The 15,065-nt window shown below is 40.2% G+C and carries 10 protein-coding genes; 1 reads left to right on the forward strand and 9 read right to left on the reverse strand.

Features of this window, described 5'->3' with window-relative positions:
* Positions 1–43: 43 nt before the first annotated feature.
* The 6 genes from I6G42_RS08155 to mecA form a co-directional block, all read right to left on the reverse strand.
* Entirely contained in the window at positions 44–1,792 is a 1,749-nt protein-coding gene (locus I6G42_RS08155; protein ID WP_038805435.1) for an ABC transporter ATP-binding protein, read from the reverse strand.
* Position 1,793: 1 nt separating this feature from the next.
* Complete coding sequence (locus I6G42_RS08160; protein WP_038805436.1) at positions 1,794–3,518, reverse strand: ABC transporter ATP-binding protein; 1,725 nt, start codon at positions 3,516–3,518, stop codon at positions 1,794–1,796.
* A gap of 57 nt (positions 3,519–3,575) precedes the next feature.
* On the reverse strand, positions 3,576–4,514 hold the full coding sequence (gene msrB / locus I6G42_RS08165) for a peptide-methionine (R)-S-oxide reductase MsrB (RefSeq protein ID WP_038805437.1): 939 nt from the start codon (positions 4,512–4,514) through the stop codon (positions 3,576–3,578).
* A 260-nt stretch (positions 4,515–4,774) separates the two neighbouring features.
* Entirely contained in the window at positions 4,775–5,644 is an 870-nt protein-coding gene (gene thrB / locus I6G42_RS08170; protein ID WP_038805439.1) for a homoserine kinase, read from the reverse strand.
* A gap of 1 nt (position 5,645) precedes the next feature.
* Entirely contained in the window at positions 5,646–6,932 is a 1,287-nt protein-coding gene (locus tag I6G42_RS08175) for a homoserine dehydrogenase (RefSeq protein ID WP_038805440.1), read from the reverse strand.
* A gap of 147 nt (positions 6,933–7,079) precedes the next feature.
* Entirely contained in the window at positions 7,080–7,820 is a 741-nt protein-coding gene (mecA, locus tag I6G42_RS08180; protein WP_038805441.1) for an adaptor protein MecA, read from the reverse strand.
* A 122-nt stretch (positions 7,821–7,942) separates the two neighbouring features.
* Here mecA and I6G42_RS08185 point away from each other — a divergent pair, with 122 nt between their 5' ends.
* Complete coding sequence (locus tag I6G42_RS08185) at positions 7,943–9,421, forward strand: oligosaccharide flippase family protein (RefSeq protein ID WP_038805442.1); 1,479 nt, start codon at positions 7,943–7,945, stop codon at positions 9,419–9,421.
* Positions 9,422–9,470: 49 nt separating this feature from the next.
* On the opposite strand, the gene I6G42_RS08190 is transcribed toward I6G42_RS08185, so the two are convergent.
* From I6G42_RS08190 to I6G42_RS08200, 3 genes are read right to left on the reverse strand one after another with little or no spacing between them, the layout of a single operon-like run.
* On the reverse strand, positions 9,471–11,996 hold the full coding sequence (locus I6G42_RS08190; protein WP_038805443.1) for an MBL fold metallo-hydrolase: 2,526 nt from the start codon (positions 11,994–11,996) through the stop codon (positions 9,471–9,473).
* Between the two features lie 36 nt (positions 11,997–12,032).
* On the reverse strand, positions 12,033–12,845 hold the full coding sequence (locus tag I6G42_RS08195; RefSeq protein ID WP_038805444.1) for a LicD family protein: 813 nt from the start codon (positions 12,843–12,845) through the stop codon (positions 12,033–12,035).
* Between the two features lie 42 nt (positions 12,846–12,887).
* Positions 12,888–15,062 carry a LicD family protein gene (locus I6G42_RS08200; protein ID WP_038805445.1) on the reverse strand — a complete coding sequence of 725 codons (2,175 nt, stop codon included), beginning with the start codon at positions 15,060–15,062 and terminating at the stop codon, positions 12,888–12,890.
* Between the last annotated feature and the right edge of the window lie 3 nt (positions 15,063–15,065).

The raw sequence follows: 15,065 nt of genomic DNA on the forward strand, positions 1-15,065 counted from the left end.
GAAGGCAACTTTTTTCGTTCATAAGATTTTAAAATAGAAAGGCTTATTCAGAGCTAAAAGCTGCAGCTTTTTGCATTTGGTAATACTTGCCCTTTCTAGCCATGAGCTCTTGATGATTGCCATGCTCCACAATGTCACCATCTACCAAGACAAGAATCAAATTCGCATCCTGAATGGTTGACAAACGGTGGGCAATGATAAAGCTTGTACGTCCCTTCATGAGCTTGGCAAAGGCATCCTGTACTAGCACTTCTGTCCGTGTATCAATGGATGATGTCGCCTCGTCTAAGATAAGAATCTTTGGAATAGCTAGAAAGACTCGGGCGATGGTCAAGAGCTGAGCCTGACCAACAGAGAGAGATTCTCCTGCATTTTCCAACTTAGTATCATATCCCTGTGGCAACTGTTGGATGAAAAAGTCTGCATTGGCTGCCTTTGCAGCAGCAATCACCTGCTCCCGACTGGCATCAGGATTTCCAAAGACAATATTGTCATGAACGGTTCCTTGCTTGAGCCAGGTTTCTTGGAGTACCATGCCAAACTGCTGTCTCAATGACGCTCGGGTATAGTCGTAAATGGAACGACCGTCTAGCAAGATATCTCCCGAGTTAATAGGATAAAAACGCATGAGTAGATTGATAAGAGTTGACTTACCAGCACCTGTCGGACCAACGATGGCTACCTTGCTACCAGCTGGGATATCGATGGATAAGTCCTTAATCAAGATCCTTTCAGGATTGTATCCAAAAGAAACATGCTTAAAGGAAATAGCGCCCTTGACTTGGTCGCTGGTCAAGACTTCCTTACCTGTTTCAGCCACCTCTGGACTTTCTAAGATAGCATAGACACGCTCTGCGCAAGCGAGAGCACTTTGCAATTCGGCTAGAACAGAAGAAATATCGTTAAAGGGCTTAGTGTACTGCTGAACATAGTTCAAAAAAGTCACTAAACGCCCAATGGTCAAGGTTGAACCCATCATGATACGATAGGCTCCCACTCCAGCAAGAAGGGCATAGATGAGTGCATTAACAAAGCGAGTTGAAGGATTAACCGTTGATGAATAAAAGATGGCTGACTGAGAATAGCCTGCGTAGTTGGCATTCGCCTCGTGCAGTCTTTGGATAAACTCTGTCTGAGCATTGAAGGACTGGATAATAGTCTGCTGGCTAAGCGATTCTTCAATCAACTGAGTCTGAATCCCCCTCGTCTCTGTTTGCTTCTGGAAGAGATGATAAGATCGCTTGGCAATAAAGCGCGAGATCACCATGGACAGTGGTGTCAATAGCAAGACCAAGAGGGTCATGAGGAGGTGAATTTGAAGCATGGCTAGGATACTAACCAAAATCATCAAGACGCCAATGAAAAATTGGTTGAAAATCATGGTCAAACCAGCTGCCAGCTGCTCTATATCTGTGGTCACACGACTGACCATCTCTCCACTGCCCTGCCGATCCACAAAAGCAATCGGTAAACGATGGAGCTTATGGATGATTCGCTCTCGTAAGTCTTTGGTATAAGAGAAGATTAAGCGATTATAGAGAAGGGGATTTGCCCATTGTACCAGTGTATTTCCTATGACCACCAAGATCATCTGAAGGAAAATCTGCCAAAAAACTGGTGATGAACCAGCCACTAGAACTTGGTCAATGACCTGCCCAATCAGAATAGGTAGGTAAATTGATAAGCCAACCTGGGCAATGGTTCCTAGAAAGGCTAGGAAAAGGAGGAAGGGATGGTTTGCTAAATCTTTGGCCAAACGTGAGAGTGTTTGATTTGCAGTTTGTCGTTTCATGCTAGTCCTCCTTTCCATGTTGAGATGCATTGATTTCGCGATAGACTTGGCTAGTTTTCATCAATTCCTCGTGCTTGCCAACAACTAGGAGCTCACCTTTTTCCAAGAGGAGAATCTGGTCAGCCATCTGAAGTGTCGAAGTCCGTTGAGAAATCAAGATTAAGCTTGTATTTGGCAAATTTTCTCGGATAGCTTTCAAGAGCTTGGACTCGGTAATGGTGTCGAGGGCCGAGGTCGCATCATCTAGGATGAGAAAGGGAGCTTGGCGCAATACCGCTCGTGCGATAGACAGCCTTTGTTTTTGTCCCCCTGAGAAATTTCGACCTCCAGCCTCAACTAGGGCATCCAAAAGTCCTTCCTTTTCACTGACAAAATCCTTAGCTTGCGCAATCTCCAAGGCCTGCCAGAGTTCTTGGTCAGATACTTCTTGATTGAAACCTAGAGTCAAGTTGGAACGAATAGTTCCTTTAAAGAGTTCGACCTTTTGGGGCACATAGGCAATCCAAGACCGCCACTGCTCAAGATTATGAGGACTACATCCATCTCGATAAATGTCAATGCTTCCCTTATCTACTGGATAGAGTCCAAGTAAGACTTGCACCAAGCTTGATTTACCTGAACCAGTTCCCCCGATGATACCAAGAATTTGCCCTTGCTTCATATCAAAGGAAATGTTTCTTAGAGAAGGCTGGGCCGCATCAGGATAGGTAAAGGTTAATTCTTTGACTTGCAAAACCCGATCACCGGTAGCTTGTTTTTGTTCTAATTCTGAAAAAATATCTTCTGGAGCTTCAGTAAAAACTTCCTCAATTCGCTTGGCTGAGATATAGGATTGATTAAGAGAATTTATCAGCATGGCGAGCTTAACCAATTCCACCAAGATCTGCAAGAGGTAGTTGATAAGGGCAATAAGAGCACCTTGACTGAGCAAGTCTCCTTGAATTGAAATATAACCCTGCCAGATGATGACAAGAAGAGTTCCATTAACAATCAGATAGGTCAGAGGTGTTAACAAACTAGACCAGAAACCCGTCTTTTCTTGCAATCTAGCATAAACTTGGTTAAGAGTTTGAAAAATTTGTAACTCTCGTTTTTCCTGACCAAAAGCACGAATAACTCGCATCCCTTGCAATTGCTGGCGCGTTTCCTGAACCAGCTGATCCGTTTTCTTTCTGAGACTACTGTAGAGAGGATTGACCAACCGAGAGAGCCCTACAATGATAATCGTCAAAATCACAACCATAACTAAAAACCAGAAAGTCAGCTCAGCCGAGATGCGATAGGCCATAAAAATGGCTCCAAAAACGATAATAGGCGCTCGCAAAAAGAGACGCAGGAATTGATTGATCCCAGTCTGAATCTGGTAAGTGTCTGAAGTCAAGCGAGTCACCAAGCTAGAAGTTGTCAGACGATCTCTGCTATCCTTGGGTAGGGAAAGAATATGACGATAAAGGTCGTCTGTCAGTTCTTTGGCAAACCCAACCGCTGCCTTTGCTGAGTAAAACTGAGCTACCAATGCCACTAAAACGCCAATCACTGCAAAGATAAGGAGCAGGCCAATCTGCATCCAGAGGTGTCCTTGATCTCTCTGAGGCAAGGATTGGTCAACAATCCCAGCAATCACCATGGGAACCAAGAGTTCAAAAACAGCTTCTAGCAGCTTGAACAAGGGTGCCAAAATTGATTCTTTGATGTAGGGTTTGAAGTAAGATAGTAAGTGTTTCATAAGTCCCTTCTATTCTTATTCTGGAAACGAAGAAAGTGGGAAGTCCCACCCTCAGTTTTATTTGTTTAAGTAAGGTAATAGATAGCCATATCCTGCTTTTTCCATCTCATCCTTGGCCACAAAGCGCAAAGAGGCAGAATTAATACAGTAACGCAGGCCACCTAACTCCTGCGGTCCATCTGTGAAAACATGACCCAAGTGAGCATTTCCTGACCGAGAACGAACCTCGATTCGCTCCATTCCATGACTCAAGTCCTTGTAATAGTGAATCAACTCCTTGGAAATCGGACGACTAAAACTTGGCCAACCACAACCTGAAGCAAACTTATCCTTTGCAAAAAAGAGTGGTTCACCCGTCGTGATGTCTACATAAATCCCTTCTTCAAAGGTTTGGTCATAGGCATTGGTAAATGGCGCCTCTGTAGCAGCTTCTTGGGTAACACGGTATGACTCTGCTGACAAACTTTCCCTTAACACTTCTTGACTAGGCTTTTCATAGTTTGCCGCATCAACTAATGGCTTCTCCGCATCGGTCACATCGATATGACAGTAACCTGAAGGATTTTTCTTAAGATAGTCTTGGTGGTAATCTTCTGCTAGAATGTAGTGGCGAAGTTTCTCCACTTCCACTGCAATCTTTCGACCCAGCATACGCTTCTGCTCCTGCACCACTGTGTAGATAGCTGGCAGATCTGCTTCATCTTGGTAATAGATTCCGGTTCGATATTGGCGACCACGGTCATTTCCTTGTTGATTGATTGATAAGGGATCGATGACTCGGAAATAATAAAGCAATATTTCTCTGAGTGACACTGTTTTCTCGTCATAAATCACTTGAACCGTTTCTGCATGGTCTGTTTCCTTGAGCAGCTGATAATTGGTCGTTTCGACTTGCCCATTAGCGTAGCCAACACTGGTTGCTAGCACTCCAGAAATTCGCGAAAAATACTCCTCTAGGCCCCAAAAACAACCACCTGCTAAATAAATTTCTGCCATCTTCGTTTCTCCTTTATCAAGTTTTTAACTAATACTCTTCGAAAATCAAATTCAAACCACGTCAGCTTACATCTGCAACCTCAAAACAGTATTTTGAGCTAACTTCGTCAGTTTCATCTACAACCTCAAAACCATGTTTTGAGCAACCTGCGGCTAGCTTCCTAGTCTGCTCTTTGATTTTCATTGAGTATAAACTTCTTTTCAAAAAAAGGACAGGAAGCCCTCTAGTCGAGACTTTCCCCATCCTATCTTCTATTTCTTTACTTTGTTTCGACACGGACACCTTGCGTATCAACTTTCAAATCATGAAGTTTGCCTTTGAAGGGTTGCTTTTGTAATTCTTCCTTAATCGCTGGCATCTTATCATGAGAAGCCAAGACCATAACTGTCGGCCCTGCTCCAGAGAGATAGGTCGCATAGGCACCATTCTCTTTAGCTACTTGCTTAATCGTCGCAAATTCACGGACCAGACTTTGACGATAACGCTCATGGAAGAGGTCCCCCTCGATTGCTTGTCCAGCTGTCACCATATCTCCTGCTAACAAGGCTGCAACGGCCACATTGGCGATAGAACTAGCAGCAACAGCTTCCTTGTAGGACAATTTCTTAGGCAAGACACGACGGCTATCTCGAGTGCGTAATTCATAGTTGGGAATATAAGCTAGAAAATAACACTCTGGGAAGTCAGCCACAATTGCTGAAACGTGACCTTCAACGGAGCTGGCAATAACGAGATTACCGTAAATTGCTGGAGCTACATTGTCAGGATGCCCTTCAATCTTAGTAGCCAGCTGCAATTTGTCGTGGTCAGATAAGTTGAGCTTGCCCAGCTGGTTAGCTAGTTCAATCCCGGCAACAATAACCGAGCTAGAAGAACCCAAACCACGCGCCAAGGGAACATCACTAGTCATTTTCAAACGTCTTGGTTGTATGTCCGGCGCAATTTGCAAGGCAATCTTGAGTAAAAGGTTGCGCTCATCGTGGGGAATCCATTTGCCAATCTGGTGTTCAATCAACCACTCATCTCGTTCTTCACAGACCTCAATTTGAAGATATTTGGTTACAGCTACACCGACCGAATCAAAACCTGGCCCGATATTGGCACTGGTTGCAGGTACAATAATCTTCATCTTATTCTCCTAACACCTTGAAGGTATTCAAGAGGTCAAATTCTGAAGCTTTGGCCAACTCAGCTGAAACATTCTCAAGCTGTGCTTTATTAATCTTATGAGTGATAATCACTACACGCGCCTTGTCACCCTCTTTGCCATCTTGGAGGATTTGCTTGAAGGAAATATCTTGAGCATTAAAGATTTCAGCAAGTTTCAAGACCTGACCTTTTGAATCTGGTGCCAAGATTGAGAAATAGTAGTTTGCTTTAACATCTTCTGGATTTGCCAAGACCAATTCACGGCTATATTCGTTGAAGTTTTTGCCAATGGTACCATCATTCAAACGACGAACGATACGGACAATATCTGCTACAACACTTGTTGCAGTTGGTTTTTGACCCGCACCTGGTCCGTAGTACATAGACTCACCGATACCGATAGATTCTACAAATACAGCGTTCATGACCCCATTCACACTGGCAAGTGGATGTGTTTTGGGCAGGAAGGTTGGAGTCACTTCTGCAGCAATGCCTGAAGGAGTTTCCTCGATAGAACCTACCAATTTCACTACATAGCCTAGATTTTGGGCTACAGCTACGTCTTCTGGTGTGATGTTACGGATTCCCTTGTGGGCTACATCGTCAAAGGCAACCTTCATACCAAAAGCAAACTGGCTCAAAATCACCATCTTGTAGGCTGCGTCAATCCCATCCACGTCATTTGTAGGGTCGCTTTCTGCAAATCCTAATCTTTGAGCTTCAGCCAGAGCATCATCATAAGACCAGCCTTCTTCGACCATTTTGGTCATCATAAAGTTAGAAGTTCCGTTAACGACACCAAGAACACGCGTGATTTTATCAGAAGCCAATGAATTTGCCAAAGTACGAAGAATTGGAATCCCACCAGCTACTGCTGCTTCGTAGTAAAGTGCTACATTATGATCTTTAGCGATTTCTAACAATTCTGCGCCATGTACAGCCAAAAGGTCCTTGTTAGCAGTAACAACGTGTTTCCCAGCTTCCAAGGCACGAGTGATAAAGGTTTTAGCTGGTTCGATACGCCCCATCAATTCCACTACGATTGTAATGTCCTTGTCTGCTAAAATATCATCTACATTGGTTACAAAGTTAAAGTCATTTCCTACTGCAAGCAAGCGGTTCTTTTCATCTTCATCCTTGACCAATACCTTGGCTACTTCAATCTCTGAATGAGCTGACTGAACGATTTTTTCTCCATTTTCCTTTAGGAGGAAAGGCACGCCACTTGCAACGGTACCAAATCCAAGTAAAGCAATTTTAACTGTCATGTTTGTCTCCTAGAAATTTTCTGATATAGCCATTATAACAGAATTTTGTGAAAATTCCTATTATAGTAAATCACTATTTCAGTCTAGTAAAGAAAAAACGAATCCCATGATTCGTCTTTCTTGATAAATGAAAATTGATTTTAAAAATTATGAACGAATCTTTTGCAGACCGAGAACTGCGTCATGGTTAATCAATATTTGCCCATACTCTTGCAAGACTGAACGACTGATGTCACTGTCGTCTGCAAATTCACGCATACGAGCCAAGAGCCAAGCTGGGTATGGACTTGGATGATTTTCAATATTGACTAAAATTGTCAAATAATAGTGGTCATTCATCTTATAGAGTTCAGATGTTTCCATCTCAAAAGTCACTGTTTTAGCAAAAGCCACTAGGTCAGCAAGGCTTGCAAAGCGCAGGATGTAGTAGATATAAGGTTCTTTCTTATTCTCCGTCTCCTTGTTCGCTTGCTCTTGCTCTTCTTCTTTAGCTTCTACCTGTTCTAGAGATTGGATGGCCTCAATATCATCCTTGGTCTTTTCTGCGATGCTTTTTTCCAGAGTTTTGAGAAATTCATCTGGTGACATTTGGGCCAATTCTTCCATATCCGGCAGATCCGCCAAATCTTCAAAATCCAGATTTTGGTCAATCTTGGACTTGGTCACAAAGACGTCGACCTTGTCAGGTTTTGGCGTCACACGGAAACTCAGCATGCCACTATCCAAGAAATTGTCTGGCATTTCCAGTTCATCTAAAATAGCATAGAAAAACTCTTCGGTTTTTTCCTGAGGAACGAGAAAGTCTGCAATTTCCATTCCTCGATCCATCAAATCATCTAAAGTCATCGTGATTTTCAGTGTTGTATCACTAATTTGTTTCATCTTCATATCTAGTAACCTCTTACTTTCAGTCTATCTATTATACTAGATTTTTACGATTTTATCAAAAGAATGAAGCTGGAATGTGATATAATACTAGAGATAATGTTACATTTAAGAAAGAAAGTTCAATGAAAAATATAAAAGTTAATGCCTTGGCTAGCTTGCTGGTCAATATTCTCAATATCGTTTTTCCTCTGATAACCAACCCTTATCTGACGCGGATCCTCAGCAAATCCAACTACGGTTATTTCAACACCGCCAATACCTGGGCTAGCTTTGTTATTCCACTAGCTGCCTTTGGGATATACAACTACGGGATTCGTGCTATCAGTAAGGTCAAGGATGACAAGAATAAAATCAACTACGTCTTTTCTAAGTTGTTTTATATCTCGGTTTTCACCTCTCTCCTGACGACTGGTATCTACTTCCTCTTTATCTTCTTTGACACCAGCATTGAGAACCTGAAAGTTCTCTACTACATCCTAGGAGCCCAAGCTCTCTTCCAATTCCTCAATATCGAATGGATGAATGAGGCCTATGAAAACTATGCCTTTATCCTTTACAAGACATTGATTATTCGAATTACCATGCTGGTCGCTATCTTTGCCTTCGTTAAAACGGCTGATGATATCGTTCCTTATGCTATCGTCATGACAGCGACCACTATCCTCAACTACCTCCTTAGTTTTCTTTGGATTAAGAGAGAAGTTTCTTTTGTTAAAATTGGTTTCATCGAATTAGCTAAGGCTTCTAAACCACTCTTTACTATGCTTCTCCTGGCAAATGCCAATATGCTCTACACCTTGCTAGATAGAATGTTTATCACCAAGGGACCAGATGAAAACTATATTTCTTATTATACAATTGCCTATAGCATCGTCATGCTGATTGCTGGTGTCTTAAGTGGAGCTATCAGTGTCAGCATTCCACGTCTCGGCTACTACCTTGGGAAAAAGGATTACAATTCTTATAATTATCTTGTAAATCAAGCGGCATCATTATTCTATTTTCTCATGATTCCAACTAGTTTCGGGATTATGATTTTAGGAAAGTACGCAACGGTTATCTACTCTTCTGAAAAGTATCTTGAGGCAGGTATCGTGACCAGCGTCTTCGCCTTTCGAACCATTATCTGGGCTATTGAATTGATTCTTGGTAAGCAAATTATCTTTATCAATGACCACGAGAACCGCTTGACTGCTTTCTACTTTGCTGGTGGTGGCGCAAATCTCCTCTTCAACTGTATCTTATATATCAATAATATTTTTGCCCCTGAGTATTATATTGCTACTACCATTATTGCAGAAGCCATCGTTGTTCTCTTAGAAATTCATTTTATTAGGAAACATCAACTAATCAATTTAAAAGAAATCTTTGTGACCTTAACACGTTATGGTCTCATATCCCTTGGATTTATTCCGATCTTCTATATTTTCAAGATGATTTTCCAAATCAGTTCCTATACGGTGAACCTCAACATGATCCTCATGGTTCTCTCTACCATAGCTACTTGTGGAATCTACTATCTCTTAACACTCTTTCTCACTAAGGATAAAACACTTCACTATGCACTGAACCTAGTATTAGCTAAGATCAAAAGAAACTAAAAGAACACCCTACTGATAAACGCTCGTTTATCAGTAGGGTGTTTCTTATTTATTCTTTTTCTTTCTTGTCAGAAGTATTGGCTTCTAGATTTGAATCTTGTTTTGGCTGTTCAGCAATAGAAGAACTAGCTTCTTGCTTCTTCTCTGACTGATCTGCTTCGCCATTGACAGCAGCAACAGCCTGTCTCCAAATGCCTTCCTCGTTTACCTTATAACCATCCGGTGTAGTGGCATTTTTCAACAAGGAACCATCTGTTTGGAAATAGTACCAATTACCGTCAATTCGTTTCCAACCGGTCTGCATAGCTCCTGATTCATCAAAGTAATAATGATCACCATTTACTTTATGAAGGCCAACCAACATGATGCCATCTTCAGGATTGAGATAATACCAGATTTCTTTATCCTTTATCCAACCTGTTTTCATAGCTCCATTTGCTTCAAAGTAACGATAATGATTATCAAACCATTTCCAGCCTGTTTGCATAGCTCCTGATGCACTAAAGTAATACTGCTTACCATCTACTTGTTGGAAACCGACCAACATGATGCCTTCCTGAGCTTCAAGGTAATACCATGTTCCTTGATCCTTCAACCAACCGGTCTTCATAGCTCCTGACTCAGCGTAGTAATACCAGTGTTTATCAAGCCACTGCCAGCCTGTTTGCATTGCACCGCTGGTATTCAAATAGTAACGAATACCGTTGATTTCTTGTTTCCCAGTCTGCATAATACCATCTTGATTTAGGTAATACCATTTCTCATTATCCTTAATCCAGCCTGTTTTCATAGCTCCTGAGTTCGCATAGTAATACCAATTGTTCTCTAGCCATTTCCAGCCTGTTTGCATGGCACCACTAGCGTTCAAGTAGTAACGAGTACCATTTATATCTTGTTTTCCAGTGAGCATGATACCATCGTTGTCCAGATAATACCAAGTATCCTGATCCTTGACCCAACCAGTTTTCATAGCTCCAGAACTTGCAAAATAGTTCCAGTGACCATCAACAAAGGCCCAGCCAGTTTGCATGACACCTTCTTGATTAAAGTAGTATGTGCTTCCATTGATATTCTTTTTACCAACGGTCTTTAGCCCATCCTCATCATAGAAATACCAATCTGAATCAATCTTTTGCCAAGTTGAAGGATTACCTGCTGTTTGGAGTGCACCACTGTCTGCAAAGAACATCTTCTTGCCATTAAAGACTTGATTTCCTGTTAGCATCTTTCCATCTGCTGCAAAGAGATATTTCTTCCCTCCAATTTCAGAAAGTTCACTAAATCGTCTAGCGCCATTTGATTGGATATAATACCAAGAGCCATCCAGCTTGAACCAACCGCCTGTTTGCATTTTGCCATTTGAGTTGAGATAGTAATCATTCCCCTTAGCATTTTCTCCCCAATCATCATTAAGGTGAAGCCAGCGTCCTGCTTGCATTTGCCCTTTTCCATTAAAGAAGTAAGTGGCTCCGCCAATCTCTTTCCAACCGATAGCCATTTCTCCATCTGCTAAACGATATTTCCAGTAGCCACCTTCTTGATACCATTTTTCGTCAACTACAGGGATGTCAGGGAAGAGATTAGAAACATTAGCAAATCCGCTATCACTAATATCAAAAACAGTTGCATCCTGAGTTTGACTAGAAGCTCTGAGAACTTGAATATTTTTCTTTTGGAGATATTCTCTGGTTGAAGCAACATTAATATCACCACCAGTTGTTTGAATAATCATCTTTGGTGATAGGTTTTCAAGAAAATTAATCGTATTTGAAATTGTCGCATCATAATGATGATTCCATTTCATCATATCAACCTTGCCGATAACTGGACCTAACTTATCTTCTGCTCCTTCGGCATTATCCAAATCTCCACCAAGGTAGATTCTCTTTCCTGCCACAGTCACCACTGAAACGATTGAGTTTGAGTTATCATCTCGAACTTTTTTCAGGTTACCATCAGCATCATATTCATTTTTATAATTATAGAGTTGGATATCCATATCACCTAATTTAAAGTGACTATCCTCGTCTGTAATATTCTGAATAAGAGTAACCCCTCGTTTTTGTGCGGCTCTCAAAGCATTATCGTAATTAAAAAGATTATCCCAGAGTCCCCAGTTTGCTGTGATCCGATCATCTGAATATTTTTTCAAATAAAACTTACCGACTTGATATCGATTGAGTATTTCGTCCGCTCCACCAATATGGTCACTATGGACATGAGTTCCTATAATAAAATCTAATTTTTTAACACCAATCTGATCAAGATGGCGAATCAAACGGTCTTCCAAGACTTGATAATTTCTCATGGAAATCCCCCAACGACTTGGATAGCGTGGATCACTCCCATCAGGAAAGTCATAATCTTCCCCCATATCAATCAAGGCATAATGACCATTGCTTTCCAGAAGGATAGCATCACTCCCAGATTTTGCTTTAGTATTTATGAAATGGATACGATTGCCTGAACCAGCAGTAATGGTGTCTGCATTAACTTGTTGTGATAAACCAATCAACACAAAAAGGAAAGCAAATAAACTATAACTGACTGATTTAACTAATTTTTTATTCTTCATCTTGAACACTCCTTTCTCGATGAAAACAATCTCTTACTAATCAATCCAATAATTCTTATCAGTTCCTGGAACCTGTTGTTCAACAGGCGGTGGAGTCATATAATCTGCTCCAAATTCGTAGACAAGAATTTCATGGTATTTTCTCGGAGCCTTCACTACGATGTTTTCGTATGGCATATCAATCAGATCATAGAGCCATTCTTTTTTGATTCCCTCTGGAAAACTTGGATCAAATATCGTACAGGTAAGATCTGTAGCTTGATTTACACTATATTTCAAAGCAAGATTCTCTAATTTTTGATTCCAAGTTTGTGGAGAACTTAGGCGAAAAATAGCCGATCCAATATAGCGAGGCAGATTTTTTATCCCCCCATTTTCCGATTTAATTCCTTTGAAATTCAAAGAAGAAAGGCGGACAAAATGTTTGTAGAGCTTCATTTTCTTACAATCACTTTCCTCCGTCACGACACCATCGTATGGAAAAATGTCAACACAAGTTCCTAATACAACTGTCGGGTCCAGAAGATTGGCGTCTCTACGTGTTCTAATATCGTGGACACGCATATAACTGTAAGGATAGCCTTTTGTTTCTCTAAATGAAATCAATTTGTAGTAGGGATGATTCTCATTTTTTAAAACCTTATAAAGCTTTTCAAATTCATCTCGCGCCAAAGAAATATCCGTATCATCATCCCAAGGGATAAATCCTTTATGGCGGACAGCTCCTAGTAAGGTTCCAAAATCAATAAAATATTTAATCTGATGCTTTTCACATAGTTCATGTAGATACTTTAAAATATCCAACTCCACTTGTTTTATTTCTTCAAGACTTATAACTCTCTCAGACATACGTTCTATTCTCCTAATTTCGACTAATTCTTTAAACGATTTCTAACTGCGATTTGCTTGCTTAGAACTTTTAGTGATTTTCCACAGTTTGAAATCATGGTGAGATACTCTCTGTTCAAGAGGGGGCAATTGCATGTAATCTCCATAGTCAGAGGTCAAAATTTCATGGTAGTGTTTTGGAATCATAAATTCCTTGCCTTCAAATGTTCCCACAATCACTTGTTCCAACCACTCACGTTTCCAAACTGGCTTATTCATATCCTTGTAAATCAAATAGTCAACTTGCTCGTAGTCAGCAACTGCTCTAGATTTAGCAAGCTCATCAATTTGCTCAACATACTTATTCGTATTTGTAAAATAGAAAACGACAACAGAAATATAACGAATTAAAGAATTTAGTAGACTTTTCGTGTTGGTAATTCCTTTAAAAGTGTAACAACTCAATTGACGTTTCTTTATGAGCTTCGTCATCTTGTTTTTAAAATCCGCGTCATCTTCGTAACCATCCACAGGGAAAATGTCTACATAGATTCCCATATTGGAATCTATTCGAACATCCTCTTCTAGCAAGTAGGTATGGTTATCCTGCACTTTCATGAAGGGATAGACGTAGTTGAGATTATTTTTATAAGACATGACTTCATAACGTTCATCAGGATGAGCGATGAGGTAGTCTTGCAACTTTTCATAATCTTCTCGTAACATGCAGATATCCATGTCATCATCCCAAGGGATAAATCCTTGATGGCGAACAGCACCAATTAGACTTCCATATGCTAAGAAATACTTGACACCAATTTTCTGACAAACCTCATGAATGTACTCCATGATTCCAAGTTCCATCTGTTGAATTTCACTGACATCTGTTACTTCTTGATACCGAACTCCTTCATCCCGTTTACAAACCACTAGTCCATAACCGATTGCCAACCAAAAGATGATATTGATAAAGTTGGTAGAGTACATGATCTGACTTTCAAACAACTGACCAAACAAGATACCGAAGAAAAGAATCATAATCAATTTGTCAGTATTTTTCTTGGACACAATCAAATAAGTTAAAAAGCGCTTGATGACATAACCTAATATAAGAAGGAAGGATACCAAGCCTAGAACTCCCGAACTGACAAATATGGTTACAAAAATATTATGGAAATTCCCACCAATAAGGGAGTTTTGAATCTCAAATTTACTGAAATATTCTGTATAGTAATCTGGAACATTCCGTACACCATAACCAAAAATTGGTTTGGCACTTCCCATCTTGATTGCGTTTTTCCAGATATAGGTTCTACCACTTGGTGTTGTTTCAATTAGATGGAGTTCACCATTCTTCTTAGTGATAGACGAATCTGTCTCAGCGTAGGATTGTCCTTTGTTTAAGTCAAAAACAGTCGCAGTTTCAGATGAGATATAAATTGAAGTTGCATAACTCAATCCAATGTTGGTAGCAGTAATCAGCAAACCAGCAACGATAAAAGTAAGAAATCGTTTAACGATACTTCCTCTACTAGCAAAGAAACTATAGAGTCCAATCATGAGAAGCAAGGACAATAAGGCCCCTCGACTTTGCATAGTTGCAAAATAAACTAATTGAATGACGTTGTTCAGTTTAAGATAAACAGAATATTTACTTCCTTTATGGATCAAATACATAGCCAATATAATGCTAATGTATGAAAATATCGCACTAGCATTAGGATTAACAATCCCCCACAGACGTCCATTCATGACACCATAGTAATAAGATTGTTCGCCAATCTTAAATAGGATAAGGACTCTACTTACCAATAAACCAAACGCAAAAATTGCTGAAGAAAAAGATACAATTTGAACCGTATAGGCAATCCAGTCAAATAATCTTTTAAGCTGACCCGATTGTAACATGGTAAATAATAAAACATAGGTTACCATGAAAAGGATTTCAATCACATTCCCAATCAAATGTCCAGAGCGATTGAATATAGCCGATAGCAGATGACTCCCAGATAACAAGCCAAATAAGGCCAAAAACTTTCGATCTACTGTAATCTGTTTCCACTTAAACAACAAGGTATAGCAAATATAAAGTACAACAATCGCTGACAATCCTTTGTAGAGGGGATTTGCTACCTTATAAACCAGTGAACTCATACTTAAAATCGAAATAAAAACAAACAGATATGCAATCCATAGTTTTGATTTTCCAAAGTATTCATCCAATTTTGAAAAATTCATTTT

The sequence above is a fragment of the Streptococcus oralis genome (assembly GCF_016028255.1).
Classification (GTDB): domain Bacteria; phylum Bacillota; class Bacilli; order Lactobacillales; family Streptococcaceae; genus Streptococcus; species Streptococcus oralis_AC.